Below are 23,563 nucleotides of genomic sequence, written 5' to 3' on the forward strand. Positions count from 1 at the left end.
GCTCAACTCAGCGCGTCGACTTCCTCTTCGGTAAGGCTGCCTGGCACGATCATCAGCGGGCAGGGCAGTTGCCCTGCTCTCGATCCGGCGAAGTGGGCGACGAGCGGGCCCGGTGCCCCCTCTGCCGCTGCGCCGAGGACAAGTGCGGCGATGTTGCCGTGTTCGACAAGGTATTCCTGCACGACTTTCGCGCCGTCGCCGACCTTTACCGAAATCGTCGGCATGCGCCCGCTTTCCTGTAGCAGACTGCCGGCAGCGGCCATGACCAGAACTTCGGCCCGGCTTTTCGCCTCCGATTCGATGGTCGCCTGAACGCCGCCAAAGGCCACGAACTGCTGCTTGGGGACGAGGGCGATGATGTGCACAGTACCGCCGGTCTTCGCTGCGCGCCGAGAGGCGAAGCGAAGCGCAACGCGCGCTTCGGGTGTTTCGTCCATGATCACCAGGTAGACGCGCATCGTGATGGCGGTGGCTCCTCGATTGCCAATGCTGCAGCGATGGATGGTCGAAAGGTTCGCTTTTCGCAAGAAAAAGGCGCGCTGCCTGTCTTGACCGAAAGACCCATGGTGGCTCAGAAGACCAACAAAAGCTCCCTCGCTAAAAAGACAATAAGGAAATCGATGGCAATCCAGCTCAAGATGCCGGCTCTCTCCCCGACGATGGAGGAGGGCACCCTTGCCAAGTGGCTTGTAAAAAAGGGTGACAAGATCGAGCCGGGCGACATCATCGCCGAGATCGAGACCGACAAGGCAACGATGGAATTCGAATCCATCGATGAAGGCGTCGTGGCCGACATCGCGGTCGAGGCTGGCACCGAAGGCGTGAAGGTCGGGACCGTGATTGCCACGCTGGCCGAGGAAGGCGAGGATCCCGATAGCATCGATGCATCGGCTGCTGCACCCGCCCCGGCCCCTGCTCCCGCAGCGTCGGAAGGCTCTGAAAAGATCGCCGCTTCGCCGAGCGCGCGCAAGCTTGCGGAAGAAAAGGGCGTCGACCTTTCATCGGTCACCGGAAGCGGCCCGAACGGCCGGATCGTGAAAGCCGATGTTGAAAATGCCGAAGGTGGCTCGGCAGCACCCGCTCCGGCGGCAACGCCCGCTCCGGCCGCATCAAATGACGGTGATCGTATCGTCGCCTCGCCGTTGGCCAAGCGTATTGCCCAGTCCAAGGGTATCGACCTGTCGACCCTGAAGGGCAGTGGCCCGAACGGCCGTATCGTGAAGGCCGACGTTGAAAACGCGAAGTCCGGCGCGGCCCCTGCCGCCGCCGCACCGCAGGCATCTGCGCCGGCTCCGGCATCGGCGCCTGCTGCTGCACAGGACTTCGGCATCCCGCACACGGCGGAAAAGCTGTCGAGCATGCGCAAGACCATCGCGCGCCGCCTGACGGAATCGAAGCAGCAGGTTCCGCACATCTACCTGACGGTCGATATCCGCCTCGACGCGCTGCTCAAGCTGCGCGCGGAGTTGAACGACAGCCTCGCCAGCAGCGGCGTGAAGCTTTCGGTAAACGATCTGCTGATCAAGGCGCTGGCCAAATCGTTGATGGCGGTCCCGTCTTGCAATGTGCAGTTCGCGGGCGATCAGCTTCTCAGCTTCAGCCGCGCGGACATTTCCGTCGCCGTTTCGATCCCGGCAGGTCTTATCACTCCGATCATCGTCGATGCGGGTGACAAGACTGTCTCGAAGATTTCGACCGAGATGAAGGACCTTGCCGGTCGCGCCCGCGACGGCAAGCTGCAGCCGCACGAATTCCAGGGCGGCACGGCCAGCCTGTCGAACATGGGCATGTACGGCATCAAGCAGTTCGAGGCGGTCATCAATCCGCCGCAGGGCATGATCATGGCCATCGGCGCGGGCGAGAAGCGCCCTTATGTCGTCGACGACAGCCTGCAGATTGCCTCGGTCATGTCGGCCACCGGCAGCTTTGATCACCGCGCCATCGATGGCGCTGACGGTGCGCAGCTGATGCAGGTGTTCAAGGACCTGATCGAAAAGCCGATGGGGCTGCTGGCCTGATGAGCGGCGGGATGGGGGAACCCGTCATCCGCGTCACTGCGATGCCTGCCGACACGAACCCCTATGGCGGGGTGTTCGGAGGCTGGCTGATGAGCCAGATGGCGTTGGGGGCAGGCTCTACAGCCTCGCGCTATGCCAATGGCACGGCGGTGGTCATCGGGGCGACGGATTTTCGCTTTCCCGGCGCGATGGACGTTGGCGACGAGCTTTCGATCTACACGACCATCGCGAAGGAGGGGAATACCTCCCTTAATATCGAGGTGCGCGGCATCGCGCGCGAACGTAACACGGAAGCGACGAAGGAAGTGTGCAGCGGCACCTTCACATTCGTGGTGATTGACGAAACAGGGCGCCCGCGCGCGGTCAAGGACCGTCCGGCGCTAATGACTGGGCAGGAGCTTTGAAAGATGTCGGCAAGCTATGACGTGATCGTCCTTGGTTCGGGACCCGGCGGCTATGTCGCGGCCATCCGGGCTTCGCAACTGGGCCTCAAGACCGCGATTGTTGAGCGTGAACTGCTCGGCGGGATCTGCCTCAACTGGGGCTGCATCCCGACGAAGACACTGCTGCGTTCGGCAGAGATCAAGCATTTCGCGGAACACGCGGGCGACTACGGCCTGAAGATCGCGGGCAAGATCGAGGCAGACCTCGACGCCGTCGTGAAGCGCAGCCGCGGCGTCGCCTCGCAGCTCAACAAGGGTGTCACGCACCTGATGAAGAAGAACAAGGTCACGGTGCACATGGGTGAGGGGACGCTGAAGTCGCCCACCAGCATCGAGGTCAAGGGCAAGGACGGCACCGAGACGATCAGTGCCAAGCACGTCATCGTCGCCACCGGCGCGCGGGCCCGCGAACTTCCCTTTGCCAAGGCCGACGGGGACAAGATCTGGACTTATCGCCACGCGATGACGCCCAAGGAAATGCCGACCAAGCTGCTCGTCATGGGTTCGGGCGCGATCGGTATCGAGTTCGCCAGCTTCTACAACGACATGGGTGCGGACGTGACCGTGGTCGAAATGCTGGACCGCATCGTTCCGGTCGAGGACAAGGACGTTTCGGCCTTCCTCGAAAAGGCACTGACCAAGCAGGGCATGACGATCATGACCGGCGCGGGCGTCGAGGCGATCGACGCAGGCGCCAAGGGCGTGAAGGCCAAGATCAAGGGCAAGGACGGCAAGGTCGCCGAGCACGAGTTCAGCCATGTGATCTCCGCCGTCGGCATCGTCCCGAACACCGAGAACATCGGCCTTGAAAGCATCGGCGCGAAAATGGACCGTGGTTTCATCCAGATCGACGATCTGGGCCGCACCGGTGTCAAGGGCCTCTGGGCTATCGGCGACTGCACCCCCGGACCGTGGCTGGCCCACAAGGCAAGCCACGAGGGCGTGACCGCTGCCGAAGCCATCGCGCAGGAACTGGGCAACAAGGACGTCCACCCGCACGGTCTTGATCGCAACAACATCCCGGGCTGCACTTACTGCCACCCGCAGATCGCCAGCGTCGGCATGACCGAAGAAAAGGCCAAGGAAGCCGGTTTCGAAGTGAAGGCGGGCACGTTCCCCTTCATCGGCAACGGCAAGGCTATCGCGCTGGGTGAACCCGAAGGCTTCGTGAAGACCGTGTTCGACGCCAAGACCGGCGAACTGCTGGGCGCGCACATGATCGGCGCGGAAGTGACCGAGATGATCCAGGGCTACGTCGTTGGCAAGACGCTTGAAACGACGGAAGCGGAGCTGATGCAGACCGTCTTCCCGCACCCGACTATCAGCGAGTCGATGCACGAAAGTGTGCTCGCCGCATATGGTCGCGCGATCCATATCTGACGTGTAAAATCCGCCTGCCGCATGGCCGGATCGCTCCGGCGCGGCGGGCGGAACCCAAAGGCTCTTTCCGTGGTATAGTCCTCACAAGGGACAGATGGAGAGAGCCGATGGAATTCGAAATTCTCGATCACGAAACGCTCCCCAATCATGGCGAGCGTTCGGCTTTTTCGCAGCTTGAACGAAAGCGGACGACCAGCCAACGCACGCGCGAGGCAAAGCCCGGTCGCAAGATGGGCGTGCCTGCCACCGAGGAACATCCGGTCGCACCGTCCTGAGAGGCTTGTCCGCCCAAGCGTGAGCGGCTAGCGCCGCGCCATGGGACAAGACACGACCGCATCTGAAACCACACAGGCCGCAGCTGACAAGGCATTTCCCGAAGCGATTCCGCACAGCCTTGCGGAGGATGTCTATGGCCTCGTGACGGGTTCGACCCTGTTCGCGATTGGCCTTACGCTGATGAAGGCAAGCGGGATTGTGACGGCAGGGATGGGCGGTCTGGCTCTTTTGGCGTCGTACCTCAGCCCGCTAACCGTCGATCAGGCGTTCTGGCTTTTCAATATGCCGTTCTTTGTTTTGGCGTGGAGTGCGCTGGGAAAGAACTATTTCATCAAGTCGGTCGTTGCCGTGGGTCTCGTATCGATAATCACGGCCATCACTCGATTCTCGATGGAGATCGGTTCAATTCACCCTGCTTTCGGCGCATTGGCGGGCGGGACGGCAGCAGGTGCAGGTATCCTAGCCATTTTGCGACACAAGGCCGGCGTGGGCGGCGTGACGATCTTGTCGATCTGGCTGGAAAAGAAGTTTGGTTGGAGCGTCGGCTGGATGAGCTTCGTGCTCGACGCCATAATCATTCTTTCGGCGATTCTGATGATCCCCTCGGAATTGGCCCTTTACTCGGTGCTCAGCGTTGCGGCGGTCAGCGGCATTCTCATCGCCTATCACAAGCCAGGGCGTTACACCGGCTACTGACCGCACGCATCACGGGGTTTAGCGAACAGGTTCGATCCGCGTAGTCACGGCACCATCATCGGTCCGCACCGGACCGCGCGTGTCGTTGACGTCATCATGGGCACGGGTCGCTCCGCCGACGTCGACATCGGCCACCAGTTTGTCGAACAGCGCCTCGTAATGGATCATCGCCTGGCGCAGGTCTTCGGTAGATGCCTCGCCGCGCGACTGGCGTTCGGCGATTTCGTGGCCCGCGAGATAGTGGCGCGCTTCGTCTGCATGAGTAACAGTCAGATCTTCGTGCCGGCGATCGAAATCGGCCATAGGAAAGCCCTTGGTCTTCATAGTGCGGGCCAGAAGGCGATCGGCGTGAAGCACGGCTTCTGGCGGGCTTTCAACGAAAACAGCCTTCACGTCGTGCCATTCAGCGGCGAACTTGTCGCGCTCTTCCACGGTTAGGGGGCGGATATCGAGTGAATTGACGCGCTTCTCGCGCTCTTCCAGCGCAGCCTCGGCCTTGCCGGTGTTGCCGATGTCGTCGACCGTGCGATCGTATTCGTCGCCGAACTTGTCGCGAAGGTGGGCAGTGCGCTTGCGCGCGGCGAGGTACCAGACCAGCAGGCCTGCGATCACGAAGACCGCCAGCAAGATCCAGACTATCGGGTTTACGGATTCCACGGCATTTCTCCTCAGCAGAGCCCCCACCGCCTGTTGCAAGTTCGAACGGCTGTCCGATCAAGTCGTTCCGAAACTGTCCGATACCGGGACGCCCAACCTCCGGTTATGGTTACCGAAATTGTAACCATCTCGCAGACCCGGCATCAAAGGGGGGTATTCAGCAATCTTGTGACTTCGGGGGAATGTCATGCAGTGTCGCCAGGAACAGCGCCGTAATCTCAATGCACCGTGCCGTATTCGTACTGGCCCGGGTCTCGCTCGCAGTGCCACGATTAAGGATCTGTCTTCGGACGGGTGCTCGCTGGAACCGACGCGCATTCCGCTGCGCCGTGCTGATATCGTTGAGCTGAATATCGGCGAGGGGTCGCCGATCAGGGCCGAAGTGTGCTGGATGCGCTCTGGGGAAGGGATTGGTCTCCGCTTTCTCCGCGCGCTTCAGCCGCAGGTTCTGGACCAACTGACCCGCAAGGCTCGCGACGCCTCAATCATGGGTGTTGCACCGCGCGAACCGATCCGGTTCGAGCAGACGGCCCTTCGCCCGGTCTGTTGAGGGAGAAGGCAGTAGAGCGGCGACTTGGGGAATGCCGCTCGCTGTCTTCATCAAAACTGGGAAGCGTAAAACGGCGTCGGCACATATGTGCCAGCGCCGTTTTTCTGTCGTAGTCGCTTAACCGGGCCTGGCCGGATCAAGGTCGGCAGGTTCGCCATCAGGACCTTCAATCTTTCGGCTGCGCTGGAGCTGCTTTGCGATAAGCGAGCAAAGAGCCGCCCAGATCGCGCCTACGGACCAGCCAGCCAGAACGTCCGTAGGCCAGTGCACGCCCAGATAAACGCGCGTCGTACCGATCAGCAGGGCAAGAGCGATCGCGATCATGATTAGGTAAATCTGGATCAGGCGCTTGTCTTCGGCCCGCGCCAGCAGGACGGCAAGTGTCAGATAGACGATCGAAGAGTTCATCGCATGGCCGCTGGGAAAGCTTGCCGATGTCACATCGACAAGATGCGGCACGATTTCCGGGCGCGAACGGGAAAACAGGCTTTTGATGCCCGCACTCAGGATTGCACCTCCTGCGATCGACAGAACCACGAAACCCGCTGTCGCTCGTTTGCGCGATGCCAGAAGGTATCCCACGGCCAAAACCGTGATCAGGGTGAGGACCGCCACTCCGCCAAGCGCGGTAAAGTCGATCATGGCGGTCTTCAGCGAGGATGGTCCGATCGGCACTGCGGGATCGGCCGCCGTACGTAAGGTTTGCAAGACCTGCTTGTCGAAAGCAGATGTGTCGCCCTCAACGACCTCAGATGCCAGTTGAACGAAACCGAACAGCGCCGCGGCCACTGCCAGAAAGCCTATCAGGATGAAACTGTCCTGACGGTGTGGCTCGAAAAGGGTCGCGATCCATCGATTGTCGAGCAGCCGCTTCATCATGTGAGGGGCCTGGAGGTGCTTTGTATTAAAGGGGTCACTAGACCGGAACACGCTCGATAGCGATCGGTGCCAAGCTTTTTGCGGTTTTGTCGAACCCATCTAGTCAGCATGAAAAAAGGCCAGCCGCATGACACGGCCGGCCCTTTCCGCAGGTTTCAACACGATCTTACTTGGCGAAGACCGGGAAATCGCTCGCGTCCCCATAGTCCTTGATCTTTTCCATGGATTTGAGACTTTCCATGTCGTCCTCGGAGATATCGAAGTCGACTTCCGCGTTCGAACGGATGTGATCGATGTTCCCGGACTTGGGCAGGGGCAACAGGCCAAGCTGGAGGCAATAGCGGATGCAAAGCTGCGGCACCGAAACGCCGTACTTTTCTGCGATCGCGCTGATCTCCTCGTTGTCCAAAACCTTGCCATGGGCCACCGGCGAATAGGCTTCGACGAGAATGCCGTTGGCCTGTGCGTATTCGATCAGATCGAACGGCGTGTTACTGACATGCGCGAGTACCTGATTGACCATCGGCTTGATCTTGGCGTTTTCAATCAGGTTCTCGAGGTCGGGCTTTTCGAAGTTCGATACGCCGATTGCCTTCAGCTTACCGGCTTCGAGCGCTTCTTCCAACGCGCTCCATGCGGCGAGGTTGCCTTCGAAGTAATGCCCGCCATTGCGGAAGTCGGCCCAGGGCTGGGGGCTATGGATGATCAGCATGTCAATGTAGTCGAGGCCCATCGTTTCAAGCGACTCTTCGATCGCCGCTTTCGCGCCGTCGTGGTCCTTGATCTCGGCATGAAGCTTGGTCGTGACGAACAGTTCATCGCGCGCCACGCCAGATGTGCGCACGCCTTCGCCTACACCGCGTTCGTTGCCATAGGCCTGTGCGGTATCGATATGACGATAGCCTGCCTTTATGGCATCGCGCACAACTTCGGCAACGTCGCCGTCGTCGATCATCCAGGTGCCGAGGCCGAGCCGCGGGATCATGGTTCCGTTGGCGAGTGTGTAATTTTCTTCAAGTACCATTGTTTAAATCTCCTGTTTTGGTGTGGCCGTGCGAACTCGCACTATGGCGGCGCACGGCAGTCCACCTTCCTATGCGTTCAATATAAGTTCGAAGGGCGGTTTCGATTAGCCCGGATCTGCTGGATGCGGTGTTGAGCTTGGCTCAATCATGAGTTCGGTCGTCCGACTTGGGACTTCGCGGAAGCAGGAAGATCAGAAAGGCGCCTAAACAGGACAGGCCGGCGGTCGCGATGACGGCGGCATCCCATGCGGCAGATCGTGAAATCCAGCTGTCACCTCCGGAACCTGCCATCAGGAGTGCCGCGATGGTCAGTCCTACGGCCGAGCCGAGGTAGCGGGCGGAATTGTTGGCTCCGCTACCCATCGCCGACCTGTCGTGCGGCACGCTGGCAATCGCCTGTTGGCCAAGCGCCACGTTGAGAAGTCCATTGGCAGCGCCCGCGATCATCATGCCGATAAGGATCCTGATCATTGCCGTGTCCGCGGCAAGCAGGCCGGTCATCAACTGGCCGATCGCACAGACCACAAGACCGCCGATCATCATTGCCTGCGCAGAGGCACTGGCGAGGATGCGGTTCGCCACGAAAGGCGTAATCGCACTCGTGGCTGACCACGCCAGCAGATAAAACGCGCCGGTCACGGGTGGCACGTCGTAAAGGCGTTGCAGCATCGAGGGGGTCAACGACATCAGGGCCAGAACCCCGCAACCGGAGAAGAAAGCGCCAAGAGTGGCCCCTGTGAAATCCGGTCTTCTGAAGAGCGACAGATCCAGCATGGGCCGTTCCTGCCGATGCTCGATCCATATGAAGGCCAGTAGGAAGGCTATCGCAGCAACGAACAGCGCCACGAGAGCCGCGGACAGGCCGCTACTCCGCAAGATGGTCAGGCCAGTGAGCAGGGCCGCCATACCCGCGCCGAGTGTCACCGTTCCGCCTACGTCGATCGGGCGTGGTTGATTAGCTTTCGACTCTTTCAAAACCGCTCTGCCCGCAAAGGCTAGCGCCAGCGCCAAGATCCCCTCAATGACGTAAGCGGCATGCCAGTCGGAAAGGCGTTCGGCAAAGGCGGCAATTATCGGGCCAATCGCGACACCTGTGCCAAGGGCGATGGCCCAGATCGAAGTCGCCCTCGCGCGGCGAGGCCCCTGCGGGAAAGCCTGGGCGATAAGACCGAGCCCGCACGCCATGACGGCTGCACCGCCAAGGCCCTGTACGATGCGCAGAACGATGAGCACAGGCGCGCTGTTCGCGATCATGGAAGCGACAAGTGCAGCTCCCATCACGGCAAGGCCGGCGTTGAAAACGCGCTTGCGACCATGAGCATCAGCCAATGCGCCGCCGGGAAGCAATCCGACGGCGCACCCAAGCGGCATTGCGCTTAAAATCCACGCTTCCCCGCCGATACCGGCACCAATCGCCGCGCTGGTCGAAGCCAGCGTCGTCAGCGGGAGCGTGAAAACGGCCAGGACGAGGCCAGTCGCGATCGCGATGATCGACAGCGTTGCCGTATCATCGGCCTGATCGCGGACTGACATCGCGACTGGCTCAGTCTTCCAGATCGCCGATCGCGTTTGCGCCGGAAAATGCCTTCGGCCAACCTGCGTAGAACGCCATGTGACCCATGACTTCACCCAGCTCGTCACGCGTAAGCCCGTTCTGGATGCCGCGCTGAAGGTGGAAGCCGAGCTGGTCAGCATTGCCGTTCGCGGTCAGGGCGACAACTGTTGCAAGGCTACGGTCGCGTGCGGAAAGGTCGCCTCGGCGCCATAGATCCTGGAAAAGGACGCCATTGGTGTACTTGGCCAGTGCGGGCGAGATGGGGCCCATGCTCTGCTCGACGCCTTGCGCACGTTGATCGTCGTCACTCGGCAGCGCGACGCGCTCGGTCTCGATCGTCTGAAGTTCGGACGCATCGATGCCGCGTTCTGCGAAGACTTCGTCCGCAACCGCGATCGAACCGACCGCGTTGGGCCAGCCGGTATAGAACGCCAGATGCGTAATGATGCCCGCGATTTCTACTGGGGTGACACCATAGTCGAGGCCGCGGTTGATGTGGCTGCGAAGCGGATCGGTTTTGCCGAGAGCCACGAGCGTCGTAATCGTCACAAAGCTACGGTCGCGAAGGGAGAGTTCTTCCCGCTGCCAGACATCGCCGAACAGCGTGTTCTTCGTATAGTCCGCAAGCGCAGGGGCAGAGCGTTGCATCGATTCCGGCGGTGTCACTTCGACGACTTGCGCGCTGGCCGGCGTGGACGTCGCGGCGGCAGCAGCGGCGGCGATCGAGAGGTACTTCATAAAATTTCTCCGTTGGCTTTCATGGATCCAACGTCCGACAGCCGCGAATGGATGCGTTTGTACCGATGAATACTTCACAATGCGAAGATGCGGTCAGCTCATCCACCGGCGGCCTCAGGCAAGAGGGCCGTAACCCGGACGCTTGTAAAGTTCACTTTCGTGGGCGGTAATGTCCTGCTCGTACACATCAGTCATCCAGCGAGACGGGGCGACATCTTGGATCGCGATCGATACGCTTTCCGGGCCATAGCCGAGGACGTCCTGCATGACCTCGCCAATGCGGTCGGCCAGCTCCTGCTTTGCCGCCCGATCGCGGCCAGCATACATTTTCACGGTAACATGGGGCATTGCCTGTCTCCTGATCCATCCGGGGCGGACCTGCGACTGTGACGGACAATACGAGGGAGTCTCGCCACCATTCGCTCGCGCCAATAGCGAGAAGGTAGGCTATGCAACTGGCTGCGGTTAGTGGCTGATCACCGCATGACGTGATGAAGATCATTCACCACGCGCATCACCCCATGGGCTTCATTTCCTTGATCAGATCGATCAGCAGGCGCAGGCCCGTCGGCACCAGGCGGCGGCTTGGATAATAGATCTGGAAACCATTGCTGGTGCAGGAAAAGTCAGACAGCACCTGCTTCAACCGACCGGATTCAAGATGTTCCGCAAAGATGGGTTCGAGGCCGTAGATCAGTCCTCCGCCCAAAAGGGCCGTAGCGATCATCGGGCGGGTTTCGTCCATCGTGATCTGCCCCGGAACGGCGACGTCGAAATTCCCGTCAGGCCCACAGAATTCCCAGCGATAGATCTGGTCGTTGCCCAATCTGACGCCAAGGCAGCGATGATCCTTCAGCTCTGATGGATGATTGGGGGTGCCGAAGCGTTCGAAATAGGATGGCGCACCGGCAACGACCCAGCGCACTCTTGGAGAGAGGTTCTGGGCGATCATGTCTTCCGGCACGGTGCCGCCAAACCTGATACCTGCGTCAAAGCCGGAGGCGACGACATCGACAAGCTTGTTGCTTGAGACGATATCGATCTCGACCTCGGGATAGCGGTCCATGAATTCGGGCATGACCGGCGCGATCAGCAGCGCTGCGGCATCGCCGGCCACGTTGATCCTGATCCGCCCCATCGGACTGTCGCGAAAGCGGTTCAGGGCATCGCGAGCATCGTCAATCCTGGCAAAGGGTTCGGCAATCGCGTCGCAAAGCTCTTGTCCGGCCGCAGTCAGTGTGACGCTGCGATTGGTGCGGTTCAGAAGCCTGACGCCCAGCCGGGATTCAAGACCGCGCAACGAATGGCTTAGCGCCGAGGGGCTGACGCCAAGCTCAGTCGCTGCGCGGCGGAAACTGCCGTGACGGGTGATCGCCAGAAAATAACTGAAATCGGCGATATCTGTGCGGTTGGCGCTCATACCTTGGTAATTGGGCCATTAGCCCCGTCGCGGCAATGCTGACAAAGACCTATTTTTTAGCCGGGGTACTGATCGTCGGTTACCGGTTCGAGCCAATCGACGGCCGTGCCATTCAGCGTTTCCGTGATCGCCAGGTGCGACATCGCAGCCGTGCCGTTGGCGCCGTGCCAATGCTTGATGCCGGGCGCGGCGTAGACGACGTCGCCTGCGCAGATGCGCTGAACCGGTCCACCCTCAACCTGCGTCAGGCCGCAACCATCGGTCACGAAAAGTGTCTGACCGGCGGGATGCGTATGCCAATTGCTGCGGGCACCCGGTTCGAAAGTGACAAGAGCGGTACCTGCCTGTCCGGGCTGTGTTGCCGAAGACAGGCTGCGAACATGGCTGGTGCCGGTAAAATATTCGGCCGGGCCTGTCTTGACTTCGACTTCGGCCTGATTGGTCACCGGCTGGCTCGGACCGTCGTCGTTCGTGGTCTGCGCCGATGCCGAAGTGGCAAGGCCAGCAGCCAGGGCGATATAAAGAAGCTTTCGCATTGGAATTCCCGTTTGAGGACGCGGAGGCGATGCCGGGGGAGGCACCTTTGCGCCGGATTATCCCGATATTAATGCTCGGGATTGGATTTGGTTCGATGAGCTGCGCTCATTACTGCGTGCAGGCACTGTTGGCCTGTCTTCGCCGGGGCGCGGAGCCATATCGGAGGGGTGTAAAAGCCAGAAAGGATAGATCCATGAGTGATCAGGACATCAGCAAGCAGGACATGGTCGTGATGCGCAATGGTAGCGCCGAAGCGATCAAGGGGCCTGCCGAATACTTCACCGGCACCGTGCGCCTCGACCGCAATTTTTCTCCTCCCGAGCCGGGGAGGGCAGGTTTCGCCATCGTCAACTTCGAACCTGGCGCGCGATCGAACTGGCACACCCATCCGCTGGGTCAGATCCTTGTCGTGACGCAGGGAGTTGGCTGGACCCAGTGCGAAGGTGGCCCCAAGACTGAAATTCGCGCGGGGGATGCGGTCTGGTGCAATTGCGGCAGGCGGCATTGGCATGGCGCAACCGACACAACCTACATGCAGCATCTCGCCATTACGGAGGCGCTCGACGGTTCGGTGGTCGAGTGGATGGAGCCCGTGACGGACGAGGTATACCTGGCCGGTCCGGTCAAGAAGGACTGATCCGGAACGAAATCCGCCGCCCGCTCCGGAATGGAGGGGCGGCGGTTCCCCGGCTGGGGGGAGGACCGGGGAAGGGGGAAATCAGGTCAATTGGCGGTAAAGGCACCGTCGACAGCAAGAGCCGCGCCTGTAACGAAACTGGCTCCGTCGCTGCAAAGCCACATCACGGCCTGCGCGATCTCTTCGGGCTGTCCAAGCCGGCCGATCGCCTGCATCTGCATGAACTCGTCCATGGCTTCGGGCTGCTCGTCGAGCATCTTCTGGACCATCGGGGTCTGGATCGTGCCGGGGCAGACGGCGTTCACGCGAATGCCCTGAGCGGCATAGTCCATGGCTGCGCTCTTGGTGAGGCCGAGCACGCCGTGCTTGGTTCCGTAATAGATGCCCAGCGCCTTACCGCCGACCAGTCCGCCCACGGAAGAGCAGTTGACGATTGCGCCCGAACCCTTTTCGCGCATGACCCGCAGTTCGTGGCGCATGCAAGACCACACACCGCGCTGGTTGATGCCGGTGACCCGCTCGAATTCCTCCGGTGTCTGATCGGCCATTTCGGCTGGCACAGGCGGAACACCGGCATTGTTGTAGGCGTAGTCCAGCGTGCCGAAAGTCTGGACGGTACGGTCGATCATTTCGCCAACCGCGGCATCGTCTGCAACGTCGCATACGACAGACAGGACACGCGCGCCGTCAGCTTCCAGTTCCTTGGCGATGGCAGCCAAGCTGTCCTCGTCAACATCGGAAACGACGACAGCGGCACCGGCTTTGGCAAACGCCCTTGCGGCAGAGGCGCCCATGCCCTTGCTGGCTCCTGTCACCAGAGCGACTTTGTCCGAAAAATCATAAGTTACATTCATTCGTGAGATTCCTTCGTCAAATATCTGATATTAATGGAATCAAGCTGCATCTGCGGCTTGCCAAAGCTTGTCGTGGAAGAGCGGGATGGTCGCTTCGGGCATGTAGGAAGAGACGGTGTTGACGGCATCGAAATGCATCGCCCGTCGGTCCGCGCTCGAATAGGCTGGCCATTGCGGCAGTCCCGGGGCAGCCGGGGTGCCAGACTTGGCGAACGCCACCCACGCTTCGGAAACACTCTTGCCAAGAAGAGCCGCTTCGCTTCCGCCCCCGGTCATCACAACACCTGCCGGGGTGGAGACATTGTCGAATACGAAGGGAATCTCGATGGTGTGAGGCGAGAAGAGTTTCCCGCCTTCGATCGGCGTTTCCCATTCGAACCGATAACCATAGGTATCGGCACCGCCGGCTTGCGAATACGTGTCCAGGATCTCGGTGCTGATCGTGCCCATCATGTAATCGGACAGAATTCGGAACCAGACTTTCGATGGGGTCTCGTCTGCGTATTCCGTTCGATAGGTTGCGAGGACGAGGTCGCTATCCTGTTCGAACAGCCCAGCCACGCGCTGCTCCAGTCCGGCCGCGTCGAGGGAATAGGCGGCATCGTCCTGCAGCATGAAAAGGGACATTTCCGTCGCGTTGTGGCCGACCATCAACGGCACGCCGATACTGGTCGCAGCGGCATCCGGCTCGAACACGTGGCGCGGCAGAAAGCCGTCTTCGAGCACTGGCCAGAACCCACTGGGGAAGCCGGGTGTGCCCATCGACATGGGGGAATTGCCCATGACGGCGGCCTCGGCCTCGAGTAGCTGCTCAAAACTGATTTCGTTCAGTTTCTCGGCGTTGGCGGCAGTGATGCCCAAGGCGTCGAGCACCTTTCTTGCGACCTCGTCTGCCTGTTCGTGACTGGCAAAACGGGTCAGGGGGCCACTTTGAACGATGGCGCGATGGAACAGACCCTGCGCGGGTAGCGTGCCCAGCAGCGTGTTCACTTTCCAGCCGCCACCGGACTCTCCGAAGATGGTGACCAGATCGGGATTGCCGCCAAAGGCAGAGATGTTGTCCCGAACCCATTCCAGCGCCGCGACCATGTCGCGGATCGACAGGTTCGCGGAATCCGCGAATGCACCACCAAGGACACGCGAAAAGTCGGTCAGGCCTGAAGCGCCCAGTCGGTGATTTATGGTGACAACGACTACGTCGCCTCGCGAAGCAAGGTTTTGCCCATCGTAAATGGCGCAAGACCCGCTTCCGCTGGTCCATCCGCCACCGTGAAGCCAGACCATGACAGGAAGCGTGTCGTCGGCATTTTCCGGTGCCCAGACATTGAGGGCCAGACAGTCGTCGCCGGGCTCAACATATGCGGGCGGATCGAACGCGGGCGTGACGGGAGAGCCGCCTGTGGGATCGGCAGCCTGCTGGGGCGAGTTGTCGGCATAACGGGTCGCATCGCGGACGCCGCTCCACGCGATGACCGGTTGCGGCGGGGCAAAGCGGTTCCGGCCCGAGATGCTCTGCGCATAGGGAATGCCCAAAAACCGATGGACCCCGCCCAAGCGCTCACCACGCAGGATGCCCTTGGCGGTTGCGACCTCAGGCGAGGAAGACGAAGCGATTGCGCCACCCGTGGTGGTGCAGGCCGCAGTCAACGTTGCGGCACCTGCAGCCAAGAGGGTTCGGCGAGCCATGTCCGGTCCGCCGCTCGAAAGCTTCGCCATCGTCAAAACTCCTTCACCTGGGGTCGTGTGGGCAGCGGTTAGAAGAAAGCGCCGTTGTCGACGGTGATCACCTGGCCCTGAACGGCCTTGCCCATCTCGCTTGCGAGATAGAGCGCGGCGTAAGCCTGATCGCGCGGCTCGGTCATCGGGAGGGTCGTGTTCGTGTACTTGTCAGAGAATTCGAGCATGACGTCTCCGCCTTCCTGCTCACCATTGGCCCAAGCTGCGGCCGCGTCCGTATCCGTAACGCCCGGTGCAATCGCGTTGCAGCGGATATTCGTGCCCGAAAGGCGGATCGCGATATTGCGGGTCATGATGTTCACGCCGCCCTTGGTGGACGTATAGGCGACGCCGCAGATCGGCAGTTCGCCGTTCACCGAGGAGATGTTGATGATGCGTCCATCGCCGCGCGGCATGAAGTGGCGCACTGCTTCACGGCAGTACCGGAAGACGCCGGTGAGGTTCAGTTCCATCACCTTGGCCCAGTGATCGTCCTCGCACTCTTCAACGGCGACCATGTCGCCGGTGCCGGCATTGTTCACCATGATATCGACCTGGCCATAGGCTTCGATGGTTTCCTTGAAGACACGGGCGGGCGCTTCGGGATCGCTGGAGTCCGCGATGACGCCCAACGCCGTTCCGCCGGCGTCGACAATCGCCTTCACCGCCTCGTCCAGCTGGTCCTGGTGACGAGCGGTCAGCACGACATTTGCGCCTTCTTCCGCATAGAGTTCGGCTATGGCCCGGCCGATGCCCTTGCTGGCTCCGGTTACGATTGCGGTCTTGCCCTTGAGCATGTCCTGCATGAGATTTCTCCTCGTGATTGTCTGCGGCTGAAACTGCGCCACGTTCACGAAGAGATGTCGGCTTTCATGCGGTGATCGAAAACCACCGCGGCGCTCAATGGGATGTTGAGAGAACTTCACCCCGTTTCCGGGAACCGCGCCGATCCGGGCCGCGATCAAGCCAGCAGCTCGATTGGGAGGATGTGCGATAAAAGGGGGAGTGTTGGCGGACAGGGTGGCCATATAACCATTTCGTCATAACTGACTGTAAACACGGAATAACCGATCATTAAGACGGGGTTATATTCCTATCGGTCCCTCTCTGTGTCCACCTTTCCGTTCCGGCTTGTGACGCACTCCGGCGAACGATAGAATATTTACACTCTCTCGATGATTTGTCGTTAGAGGGGACCAGAGCGCCGCAATGCGAAAAGAACTGATCTTCAAGATCGACGGCCAATATAGGCCGGACACGATCCCGCTTGAGCGGCTGGGCGATTACCTGTCGGAACTCGGCAAGATGCTCGGCGAGAAAGCGAATGTGCATTTCGAGGCGGTGGCCGCTGGCTCGACTATCGTCCATGCGTTCGTCGACGAGGTCGCGGAACCGAAGGTTCGTAGGCGTGTCAAACTGCTGGCCGCTGGGGAGGCCCCGAGCGCCGCCCAATCGGCATATGCAAGGTTGGACGGAATGCTTCGCGACGATAATTCGACAGGTTATCTCGTCAGCGGAACCGACAACGTCATTCGGGTGGATTTTCCCGGCCGGAATCGGCCGGACGATCTTGTGTATGGCCCGATAAAGCAGATCGGTACCTTGGATGGCGTGGTTTTCCGAGTGGAAGGGCGCGACGCAACGGTGCACGTCGGGGTGATGGATGGCCAATCGACATATGCGCTTGAGGCTCCGGCTGGCCTAGGTCACGATCTCGCGATGCTATTTAGGTCGGGCCCAATTCGCTTTCGTGGCGAGGGAACATGGTACCGTTTGGCGACTGGGGAATGGGACCTGAGGAAATTCAAGATCGAGGGATTCGAGCGATTGGATGACGCGCCGGTGAGTGCGGCCATAGACCGGCTTCGAGAGATTGGCCTTGGCGGTTGGGGGAAATCTATCGATCCCATTGCCGATCTCGCCGCTGAAAGAGATGATCGGGAAAGCGAGCATTGATCGTCACCGTCGACTCGGCAGTCCTTCTGCATTTGATTGATCCTACCATTCCGGCGCGGGCTGGCCCGGATGGCATCGTTCCGGATCGATGCAGCGACCGAATCAACCACTTTATCGATCAACTCTCTAAACAGGGTGGACGTGTCATCGTGCCGACGCCTGTGTTGGCCGAATTGCTTGTCAAAGCGGATCACGCTGGGCCGGACTGGCTCAATACTTTCAAGGGCAGGAAAGCTATTCAGGTTGCAGACTTTGATGAGCGAGCAGCCATTGAATGTGCCGCTTTAGCTCGCGCTCGATCCCAGAGAAGCCGGACAGGTACTAGAGCGAAGGCGAAATTTGACGAACAGATCGTCGCAATTGCGCAAGTTCATCGCTCCGAGATCATTCTGTCCGATGATGGCGACATCGAAAAACTGGCACCGAAGAACATGAAGGTACGAGGTGTCAGCAGTCTCGAATTGCCGCCGCAAGCTGCACAATCAGAACTATTCGACGACGAAGCCTAGGAATTCACGGGTCCTACCCCCTCGATCCGTACCCCCTAAGCGGGGTGGGACCGCTTTTTTTCGGTCACTGTTGCGTCTCTTGCGTCAGGATAGTTCGAAGTATCAGTGCTTTAGACCATCCCGCCCAATACGCGGGGATGAGGCGAGGCCGTGGTTCCAGACACACCGATTAAGCCGATTGTCGTCCTACCTGCCTGATTGCGAACCAGTGGGGCGTAGAAGGTCAAATCGCTAGGCCTAACGTGGATCGGCGCGACTCGCTTGTTCAGCATATCAATTTCGCTTACGTCCAAGTGAACGCCTGACCAATAGCCGATCTCGGCCATGTCACCACGGAAACCATCAGTCCAAAACGATGCGTAGGGATCACCTAACCGGAGGTTCGTCTGCGTTGTCCAGTTTGCCGACGAATTCCCGCTTCCCGCCAAAGACCCGTCAACGTAAATGCGATTTGTTCCACCGCTGGCAACGTCAACTTGTACGACAACGCTATGCCAGTTGCCATCGTCGAAAGTTACGCCGGTGTTGAAGTCAACGCGCAGGGTCGAAGTGCCAGAGTAGGCGATCATCCGCAGCGCATCGGACGCGCCGGGATCCATCATTAGCGCCCACCCGTTGCGGCTGTTGCTGTCCCACTGCTGCGCGATCATTCCCGCCTGCGAATAGGCGTAAGCTGTTGCGCGGATTAGAAGCGCGAACGTAGCTTTCGACGGACCTCCCGATGACAAGGCCGGGAAAACGCTGGTATAGTTGAGGTAGTCGGTTGCTGCGGCAAAATTGGTGGCCATTTATTGCTCCGTCATTCGCGAGTTACGATCGACAATCGGCGCGATTTTCGTCTGAAAATGAGCGACCGAGCGCGAAGCCCGGCCGCTCAAGTGTCTGCGGGCGAAGACGACGAAGCCCGCAGGGAAACTTAGAGTTCAGCCCGCGGCGCGATCTCGAAACTGCGGATCTGACGGACTTTCACCGCCGGGCCCTTGTCGAGTAACGGCCCGAACAACCCGGAAATTTCGGACGGAACTTGCGCGCTGCGGCATTGGGGCAGAAGTGCCCGACTGCCGACGACGCCTTTTGCCGCGATCCGAAGGCATTCCTGTTCCGGCGCTGACTTTCCCAAGCCGTAACTGATGGCATCGATCGCAGCGTACGCATCGACGATCACCTGGGCCGCTTTTGCCGCTTCGGCTGTCAGCGCATTGGTAAGCGGTCCGACGTGCACGGCGAGGCGGGAGCGCGCGGCACCGCGCAGGGCATCGATCTCGGCGTTCTTGTCCTGAATCTTGTGACGCAGTGAGCGAATACCGGCCTGTAGCGCCGCCCGCTCGTCCTGCATCTCGTCGAATGACGGCATCAACCGTGCCGCTTCTGCCACCTCAACATCGGAGAGCAAGGCGTCAGCAACTGCCTGCCCGTCGTGGTGGCGTCGGCCGAATAGGGCTTGCGAAAGCTCCATGCTGCGCGCCTCTGCCTTTGCGATAGCGTCTTCGGCTTTGGCGATGTCCGCTTGCAGGGCTGCAACCTTCGCATTCTCTTCAGAGAAATCGATTTCGGCCCATGCCGCGGCGATCTCGCCGCAAGTCTTTTTCATGTCCATTCTATTCACTCCCTCAATTCATCTTGCCGATGACGCGATCCCAGATTTGCGATGCCGCTTGCTGCTTTTGCGCGGCGTATCCGGCCTGGCGCTCGGCATCCGTCGGGATTGCAGCCAGCCGCGTTGTGATGGTGGCTGCGGACTCTTCGGAGTGCGCCAGCATGTCGGCGGCCATTCGTTCGCGTCCGATCGAGGCCTTGCTCGCGAAGACGTCAGCGACCCTTGACCGCTCGGCGGCGCGTGCGGACTTGCGGGCGCCTTCGACGTCCATCGTCGTCAGTGCATACGTGTCGCTGGATTTCGCCTTGGTGGCCGGCACGGAAACCGTCGGCTTGGCCGTCCCAGCCGCGCCGCGACTATTGGGTGTCGGCGGGTTCTTTTCCTCGCGGAGTGCCGCCAAGCGGTTGCTTAGCGAGAGTCGCAATTCTTCATAGGCCATGATCTGTCCTTTCGTTCAAAAGCTGTATTGGAAATCTCGGTAGTCGAAGGTGCCGTCGCGCGCCGTCCACGCATTCGCTGCAATGTCCCGGCGTAGTCCGATGATGTTGTCGTTCACCGCGCTGAGCCAGTTCGAGAGCGCCTCGGTCTGCGTCTCAACGGCATCCTTCACCCGACCTGCGCTATCGAATGGGCTATCCCGATTGCTGGCGATCGAGGCGACGTTTGCATCACCGTCGATGCGTTCGCGGGTGAGGTTGGTTACCTCTTCGAAGCGGTCGAAATAGGCCTGCGTCGAGCCGAACATTTGCCGCTCGATGTCGAGCAATGAGCGAGCCGCTTCGGCATAAGCGTCGTAGGCCGACGTGTCACCTGCGGCCACGCGCTCGGCAAGGGGCTGGTACTCGGCCAATGCGTTCTGCTGACGCGAACGAAGCGAAAGCCCGTTGTCGCCGATGGTCAGGTCATCCAGGAGCGATTTTAGCGCATCGCTCACTCTTTCGGTGGCTTCCTCGATCGCCTTCGCCCGCTCGATGCCGTAAAGTTCTTCCAACTGCGCGAACTCTTCCGCACTCGCACCGGCCCGGTCAAACAGGTCGATGAGGTCTTCGAATTCCTTGTTCACCTGGTCAAGGGCGTAGCCGACCGGATCTTTGTATTGCTTGAGACGATCGAAGACGCTGCGGAAGTCGAGTACGTCCTGCAATGCGCTGTCGAGATCCTTGCCCTTGCGCAGCAGGCGCTGCTCAGCATCGGAAATTCCTTTGATGGCGCCGTCGGTAATTGCATCGAGAATAGCGAAGCGTGTTGCCGCTTCCTGATCGTCGCCGAAGTTGACCGCACCGTTCTTGATCTTGAGGCTGCTGTCGTCGGTGTTGACGCGATAGTCGCCGCCACGAACGCCGATGCTGGTGTAGAAACTGCCGACGTCGCCGCCGAGTTCGTCCGCGATCCGGTTGAGCGCGTCGAGCACCGTTCCGCCAAGACCCTCGGCGATACCGTATTTGCTCGTCCATGCACCTGCGATGTCCATGTCATCGCCGCCGGTGAGTAGTGCGCGCGCCGTCTTGTTGCTCTTGAACAGGCCGCCGATGAAACCGCCGGCGATAGAGCCGATGATCTGCCCGCCGGGGATGGGCAGGGCCGCCCCGATCGCCCCGCCAATCGCTGCACCGTCATTCGACATGCCGATGCCGAACATATCGGCAAGGCCTGCCAGTTGCGTGCCGAACTGCGCGCCGCCCAGCGCATCGCCGAGCGCGCCCGATACGCCGCTGCCTGCGCCGAATACCTCGTCACTGATCCCTTTCAGGCCGCCGATGACGCCGCCGACCGTACCAGCCTGAATATACCCGGAGAGGGCACCCTTGAGCACACCGGCCATCTGCTGCGTGAAAGCGGTCCCGAAAATGTCGTCCATGCCTTCCAGCAAGGGCGAGACGATCGCGTCGGCCATCTTGTCGGAAATCTGGTTGACCGAGAACTGTTCGATCTCGACCTTATCGCCACGCTCGCCAATCACGACAATTTCGCCATCCGGACCGACACCGGCGCCGTCGGGCATGGGGTTGTCATTTACGGCGGCAAGTGGGTTCGTGGCAGCAAGGATGCGCCCAGCGGCGATCTCAGCCGCCGTTGCCAGGTTGTCGGTTTGCGTCTTCGCGCCGTCGACACCTTCGGCCAGCCGCTTTGTGGCACGGCCGAGCGGCGATCGGTCACGCATCTCGTCTTCGATTGCCTGGAATGCATCGCCGAATAGGCGATCGAACAGCCTCGCGCCTTGCAGGTCCGCCAATGCCTGTTTGATGTCCCCGAAAAAGTCGACGCCCCGGCCCGAAAGCAAATCACGCAGCCCGTCTTTCGCTGTCGTGATGACCGCAAGCTGAGCGTCGAACAGTTCGCGCTGCCGGCGAAGTTCGGCCGTCCGCTGTTCCTCGAACCGGACCATTTCGAGGATTTGTGCGCGCCGGTCATCGGACACGGTGCCGATTTGCTCTTCGAGGCGCAGGACTTCCTGCAGGGCTCGCGCCTCGTCATCCCGTCCGGCCGCGATCAGTTCCTCGATGGCGAGCCTGTCGCGCGATGCCGCTTCGAGATCGCGGAAGGGCCGATCGAGCGCATCCTCGATAGTGTCTTTCGCATCCTGGGCTTGCTCGATCAGGTCTTCGAAACCTGCCGGCCGGCGCTTACCGAGTTCGGCGATGATGCGATCGAGTTCGCGCATCGACTGCGCGGCCTGGTCGATCAGGCGGGGTTGTTCATCAAACCTTTCATTGGTGCGGGCGATGGTTTCGGCCGCGCGTTCGCCGAAGTTTGCCAGCCGCTCCGCCTCACGGGCGGCGCGGTTTGCTGCGGCCGTGCGGGACCTTCCCGAATCCTTGTCCTGTTTTTCGGCTTCCTTTGCGAGGTCGATTTCCCGCTGGCGCTCAGCGTTGAGGCGGGCAAGGGCGCGAGTAAGTTCGACGCCGCTGCGCAATTCGCCGTTGCCGGCCGCATAATCATCTTCGAGCTCGCGTGCCCGTCGGTCGTAGCGGTTATTGATCGCCTTCACCGGATCATTCGCGATTTCGGCACTGCGACGTGCGAGCGGAATCTCCGCCTGTCTCACCACGATATCGGCTTCATCGATACTTTCGCGAAGACGGGCGATGTCCGCCTCGATCGCTTCCCTGCCCGCTAAGAGGTAGGGATCGCGCTGGCCCAGTTCGGGGCTGGCCGAGCGTCGGGTTTGCTCTGCAAGGGCAGCTTCCAGCGCCGCGGCGGCCTGCTGGCGAAGCGAGTTCGCCGTCGCCAATGCCGCGACCTGCCGTTCGCGTTCGGTTTGCAGCGATTCTTCCTGTTCGGCGCGCAGCGTGCGGATTGCTTTTCGCAGGTCTTCGACGGAGCCGATCTGTGCGTCGATCGCGCCGGTTGTTCCGTTCGCGGCGTCTTCGGCATCATTCATGCCAAGAGCGAGGTCGACGAGTGCGCCAGCCGCGAAACCAAGAGCGACGCCCAGTGTGCCGGACAACATCGTCGCAAGGGTGCCGATGCGTGCCGTCGTCGCATTCGAACTGGTAGCGAGACCGGAGAGGGCCCAGCCAAGTTGCGGAATCTGCTGGGCGAATGCCATCGAGGCGCGTTGTCCGGACACAAGCTGCACCGAAATGTCCGCGAACTGCTGGCCGGCCATCGCTGTTGCCTGGCTGACTTGCCGGCTGGATGCGGTCAGGCGGGTGTTGGCACCGATGACGGCGCCTGTCTCGCTTCGGCTGCGGTTTAGCTGCCGTTGGACCTGTTCAACCGCCTCAGCATGGCTGATCGCCGCTGCGGCGGCCTCGCGCTTCTCGCGGGCCAGTGCCTCGGCGGACGCAACGGATTGGCGAGCGCGCTGCGAAAAGTCGCCTTCGGCTTCGGCTGCGGCACGGGTAGCGCGGGCGACTTCCTCGGCGGCGGTGGCAATCGCTTGCTGAGCCGCGGCGGCTTCGCGCAGGTCCTTTGCGCCAAGGTCGAGCGATCCGAACTGGTTGCGCTGAACCGAGAGCGCGCGGCGCACGGTCTGATCGATCTCGCCAAAGGCGCGGTCGAACTGGCGCTGTGCATCTTCGGTTGCGGATCGGACGCCGGACTGGAGCTTGTTGAATACTCCGTTTTCGTCGTAGCGAAGCTGGACGTACGCAGGCAATTGCGTTGGGCCGGGCAT

25 protein-coding genes are annotated in these 23,563 nt (G+C 60.8%); 9 read left to right on the top strand and 16 right to left on the bottom strand.

The features are described 5' to 3' along the window. Nucleotides 1-2: 2 nt before the first annotated feature. Nucleotides 3-458, bottom strand: coding sequence for a universal stress protein (locus tag KIH45_RS03420; RefSeq protein ID WP_213174555.1), 456 nt, complete (start codon nt 456-458; stop codon nt 3-5). Between the two features lie 162 nt (nt 459-620). Between KIH45_RS03420 and KIH45_RS03425 the strand changes: the two genes are divergently transcribed. From KIH45_RS03425 to KIH45_RS03445, 5 genes are all read left to right on the top strand, one after another. Further along, a complete protein-coding gene (locus KIH45_RS03425; RefSeq protein ID WP_213174556.1) occupies nt 621-2,018 on the top strand; it encodes a 2-oxo acid dehydrogenase subunit E2 in 1,398 nt (465 codons plus the stop codon). 11 nt (nt 2,019-2,029) lie between these two features. Then, on the top strand, nt 2,030-2,422 hold the full coding sequence (locus tag KIH45_RS03430) for an acyl-CoA thioesterase (RefSeq protein ID WP_225899599.1): 393 nt from the start codon (nt 2,030-2,032) through the stop codon (nt 2,420-2,422). 3 nt (nt 2,423-2,425) lie between these two features. Further along, nucleotides 2,426-3,841, top strand: a complete 1,416-nt coding sequence (gene lpdA / locus KIH45_RS03435) for a dihydrolipoyl dehydrogenase (protein ID WP_213174557.1) — start codon at nt 2,426-2,428, stop codon at nt 3,839-3,841. Between the two features lie 107 nt (nt 3,842-3,948). Then, nucleotides 3,949-4,116: a hypothetical protein gene (locus KIH45_RS03440; protein ID WP_213174558.1), complete on the top strand. Its 168-nt coding sequence runs from the start codon at nt 3,949-3,951 to the stop codon at nt 4,114-4,116. A 142-nt stretch (nt 4,117-4,258) separates the two neighbouring features. Further along, nucleotides 4,259-4,813: a YitT family protein gene (locus KIH45_RS03445; RefSeq protein ID WP_213174559.1), complete on the top strand. Its 555-nt coding sequence runs from the start codon at nt 4,259-4,261 to the stop codon at nt 4,811-4,813. An 18-nt stretch (nt 4,814-4,831) separates the two neighbouring features. On the opposite strand, the gene KIH45_RS03450 is transcribed toward KIH45_RS03445, so the two are convergent. Beyond that, nucleotides 4,832-5,470 (bottom strand): hypothetical protein, encoded by a 639-nt coding sequence (locus tag KIH45_RS03450; RefSeq protein WP_213174560.1) that lies wholly within the window; start codon nt 5,468-5,470, stop codon nt 4,832-4,834. A gap of 187 nt (nt 5,471-5,657) precedes the next feature. Here KIH45_RS03450 and KIH45_RS03455 point away from each other — a divergent pair, with 187 nt between their 5' ends. Next, nucleotides 5,658-6,020 (top strand): PilZ domain-containing protein, encoded by a 363-nt coding sequence (locus KIH45_RS03455; protein ID WP_213174561.1) that lies wholly within the window; start codon nt 5,658-5,660, stop codon nt 6,018-6,020. A 117-nt stretch (nt 6,021-6,137) separates the two neighbouring features. On the opposite strand, the gene KIH45_RS03460 is transcribed toward KIH45_RS03455, so the two are convergent. From KIH45_RS03460 to KIH45_RS03500, 7 genes are all read right to left on the bottom strand, one after another. Beyond that, on the bottom strand, nt 6,138-6,899 hold the full coding sequence (locus KIH45_RS03460) for a phosphatase PAP2 family protein (RefSeq protein ID WP_225899601.1): 762 nt from the start codon (nt 6,897-6,899) through the stop codon (nt 6,138-6,140). A gap of 166 nt (nt 6,900-7,065) precedes the next feature. Next, nucleotides 7,066-7,923 carry an aldo/keto reductase gene (locus KIH45_RS03465; RefSeq protein ID WP_213174562.1) on the bottom strand — a complete coding sequence of 286 codons (858 nt, stop codon included), beginning with the start codon at nt 7,921-7,923 and terminating at the stop codon, nt 7,066-7,068. 142 nt (nt 7,924-8,065) lie between these two features. Further along, complete coding sequence (locus KIH45_RS03470) at nt 8,066-9,457, bottom strand: MFS transporter (RefSeq protein WP_213174563.1); 1,392 nt, start codon at nt 9,455-9,457, stop codon at nt 8,066-8,068. Between the two features lie 10 nt (nt 9,458-9,467). Next, complete coding sequence (locus KIH45_RS19065) at nt 9,468-10,295, bottom strand: carboxymuconolactone decarboxylase family protein (RefSeq protein WP_337925395.1); 828 nt, start codon at nt 10,293-10,295, stop codon at nt 9,468-9,470. Nucleotides 10,296-10,331: 36 nt separating this feature from the next. Continuing rightward, the gene (locus tag KIH45_RS03490) at nt 10,332-10,565 is read right to left on the bottom strand and encodes a tautomerase family protein (protein ID WP_213174564.1); all 234 of its coding nucleotides are present in this window, start codon (nt 10,563-10,565) and stop codon (nt 10,332-10,334) included. Nucleotides 10,566-10,731: 166 nt separating this feature from the next. After that, entirely contained in the window at nt 10,732-11,637 is a 906-nt protein-coding gene (locus tag KIH45_RS03495; RefSeq protein ID WP_213174565.1) for a LysR family transcriptional regulator, read from the bottom strand. A gap of 56 nt (nt 11,638-11,693) precedes the next feature. Continuing rightward, nucleotides 11,694-12,173 (bottom strand): (R)-mandelonitrile lyase, encoded by a 480-nt coding sequence (locus tag KIH45_RS03500; protein WP_213174566.1) that lies wholly within the window; start codon nt 12,171-12,173, stop codon nt 11,694-11,696. 194 nt (nt 12,174-12,367) lie between these two features. On the opposite strand from KIH45_RS03500, the gene KIH45_RS03505 reads away from it, so the two are divergent. After that, nucleotides 12,368-12,811: a (R)-mandelonitrile lyase gene (locus KIH45_RS03505; protein WP_225899603.1), complete on the top strand. Its 444-nt coding sequence runs from the start codon at nt 12,368-12,370 to the stop codon at nt 12,809-12,811. An 86-nt stretch (nt 12,812-12,897) separates the two neighbouring features. Here KIH45_RS03505 and KIH45_RS03510 read toward each other — a convergent pair whose 3' ends face one another. From KIH45_RS03510 to KIH45_RS03520, 3 genes are read right to left on the bottom strand one after another with little or no spacing between them, the layout of a single operon-like run. Continuing rightward, nucleotides 12,898-13,665, bottom strand: a complete 768-nt coding sequence (locus tag KIH45_RS03510) for a glucose 1-dehydrogenase (protein WP_213174567.1) — start codon at nt 13,663-13,665, stop codon at nt 12,898-12,900. Between the two features lie 39 nt (nt 13,666-13,704). Beyond that, nucleotides 13,705-15,381, bottom strand: coding sequence for a carboxylesterase/lipase family protein (locus tag KIH45_RS03515; RefSeq protein ID WP_213174568.1), 1,677 nt, complete (start codon nt 15,379-15,381; stop codon nt 13,705-13,707). 38 nt (nt 15,382-15,419) lie between these two features. After that, complete coding sequence (locus tag KIH45_RS03520) at nt 15,420-16,187, bottom strand: SDR family NAD(P)-dependent oxidoreductase (protein WP_213174569.1); 768 nt, start codon at nt 16,185-16,187, stop codon at nt 15,420-15,422. A gap of 403 nt (nt 16,188-16,590) precedes the next feature. Between KIH45_RS03520 and KIH45_RS03525 the strand changes: the two genes are divergently transcribed. Further along, nucleotides 16,591-17,337, top strand: coding sequence for a hypothetical protein (locus tag KIH45_RS03525; RefSeq protein ID WP_213174570.1), 747 nt, complete (start codon nt 16,591-16,593; stop codon nt 17,335-17,337). Then, nucleotides 17,334-17,846, top strand: coding sequence for a PIN domain-containing protein (locus KIH45_RS03530; protein ID WP_213174571.1), 513 nt, complete (start codon nt 17,334-17,336; stop codon nt 17,844-17,846). The genes KIH45_RS03525 and KIH45_RS03530 overlap by 4 nt, the downstream gene beginning before the upstream one ends. A 110-nt stretch (nt 17,847-17,956) precedes the next feature. Here the strand turns inward: KIH45_RS03530 and KIH45_RS03535 are convergent, their stop codons facing one another. From KIH45_RS03535 to KIH45_RS03550, 4 genes are all read right to left on the bottom strand, one after another. Continuing rightward, nucleotides 17,957-18,634 (bottom strand): LamG-like jellyroll fold domain-containing protein, encoded by a 678-nt coding sequence (locus KIH45_RS03535; protein ID WP_213174572.1) that lies wholly within the window; start codon nt 18,632-18,634, stop codon nt 17,957-17,959. Nucleotides 18,635-18,762: 128 nt separating this feature from the next. Then, entirely contained in the window at nt 18,763-19,443 is a 681-nt protein-coding gene (locus KIH45_RS03540; protein ID WP_213174573.1) for a hypothetical protein, read from the bottom strand. A gap of 13 nt (nt 19,444-19,456) precedes the next feature. Continuing rightward, nucleotides 19,457-19,882, bottom strand: a complete 426-nt coding sequence (locus KIH45_RS03545; protein WP_213174574.1) for a hypothetical protein — start codon at nt 19,880-19,882, stop codon at nt 19,457-19,459. A gap of 15 nt (nt 19,883-19,897) precedes the next feature. Continuing rightward, the gene (locus KIH45_RS03550; protein WP_213174575.1) at nt 19,898-23,563 is read right to left on the bottom strand and encodes a hypothetical protein; all 3,666 of its coding nucleotides are present in this window, start codon (nt 23,561-23,563) and stop codon (nt 19,898-19,900) included.

Source organism: Croceicoccus gelatinilyticus (genome assembly GCF_018398395.1).
GTDB lineage: Bacteria > Pseudomonadota > Alphaproteobacteria > Sphingomonadales > Sphingomonadaceae > Croceicoccus > Croceicoccus gelatinilyticus.

What these genes read in the sequence shown, in the direction of transcription:
- KIH45_RS03420 (WP_213174555.1), bottom strand. Translation starts at nt 458, where the DNA reads ATGCGCGTCTACCTGGTGATCATGGACGAAACACCCGAAGCGCGCGTT.
- KIH45_RS03425 (WP_213174556.1), top strand. Translation starts at nt 621, where the DNA reads ATGGCAATCCAGCTCAAGATGCCGGCTCTCTCCCCGACGATGGAGGAG.
- KIH45_RS03430 (WP_225899599.1), top strand. Translation starts at nt 2,030, where the DNA reads ATGGGGGAACCCGTCATCCGCGTCACTGCGATGCCTGCCGACACGAAC.
- lpdA (WP_213174557.1), top strand. Translation starts at nt 2,426, where the DNA reads ATGTCGGCAAGCTATGACGTGATCGTCCTTGGTTCGGGACCCGGCGGC.
- KIH45_RS03440 (WP_213174558.1), top strand. Translation starts at nt 3,949, where the DNA reads ATGGAATTCGAAATTCTCGATCACGAAACGCTCCCCAATCATGGCGAG.
- KIH45_RS03455 (WP_213174561.1), top strand. Translation starts at nt 5,658, where the DNA reads ATGCAGTGTCGCCAGGAACAGCGCCGTAATCTCAATGCACCGTGCCGT.
- KIH45_RS03460 (WP_225899601.1), bottom strand. Translation starts at nt 6,899, where the DNA reads ATGATGAAGCGGCTGCTCGACAATCGATGGATCGCGACCCTTTTCGAG.
- KIH45_RS03465 (WP_213174562.1), bottom strand. Translation starts at nt 7,923, where the DNA reads ATGGTACTTGAAGAAAATTACACACTCGCCAACGGAACCATGATCCCG.
- KIH45_RS03470 (WP_213174563.1), bottom strand. Translation starts at nt 9,457, where the DNA reads ATGTCAGTCCGCGATCAGGCCGATGATACGGCAACGCTGTCGATCATC.
- KIH45_RS03490 (WP_213174564.1), bottom strand. Translation starts at nt 10,565, where the DNA reads ATGCCCCATGTTACCGTGAAAATGTATGCTGGCCGCGATCGGGCGGCA.
- KIH45_RS03495 (WP_213174565.1), bottom strand. Translation starts at nt 11,637, where the DNA reads ATGAGCGCCAACCGCACAGATATCGCCGATTTCAGTTATTTTCTGGCG.
- KIH45_RS03500 (WP_213174566.1), bottom strand. Translation starts at nt 12,173, where the DNA reads ATGCGAAAGCTTCTTTATATCGCCCTGGCTGCTGGCCTTGCCACTTCG.
- KIH45_RS03505 (WP_225899603.1), top strand. Translation starts at nt 12,368, where the DNA reads ATGAGTGATCAGGACATCAGCAAGCAGGACATGGTCGTGATGCGCAAT.
- KIH45_RS03510 (WP_213174567.1), bottom strand. Translation starts at nt 13,665, where the DNA reads ATGAATGTAACTTATGATTTTTCGGACAAAGTCGCTCTGGTGACAGGA.
- KIH45_RS03515 (WP_213174568.1), bottom strand. Translation starts at nt 15,381, where the DNA reads ATGGCGAAGCTTTCGAGCGGCGGACCGGACATGGCTCGCCGAACCCTC.
- KIH45_RS03520 (WP_213174569.1), bottom strand. Translation starts at nt 16,187, where the DNA reads ATGCAGGACATGCTCAAGGGCAAGACCGCAATCGTAACCGGAGCCAGC.
- KIH45_RS03525 (WP_213174570.1), top strand. Translation starts at nt 16,591, where the DNA reads ATGCGAAAAGAACTGATCTTCAAGATCGACGGCCAATATAGGCCGGAC.
- KIH45_RS03535 (WP_213174572.1), bottom strand. Translation starts at nt 18,634, where the DNA reads ATGGCCACCAATTTTGCCGCAGCAACCGACTACCTCAACTATACCAGC.
- KIH45_RS03540 (WP_213174573.1), bottom strand. Translation starts at nt 19,443, where the DNA reads ATGGACATGAAAAAGACTTGCGGCGAGATCGCCGCGGCATGGGCCGAA.
- KIH45_RS03545 (WP_213174574.1), bottom strand. Translation starts at nt 19,882, where the DNA reads ATGGCCTATGAAGAATTGCGACTCTCGCTAAGCAACCGCTTGGCGGCA.
- KIH45_RS03550 (WP_213174575.1), bottom strand. Translation starts at nt 23,563, where the DNA reads ATGCCCGGCCCAACGCAATTGCCTGCGTACGTCCAGCTTCGCTACGAC.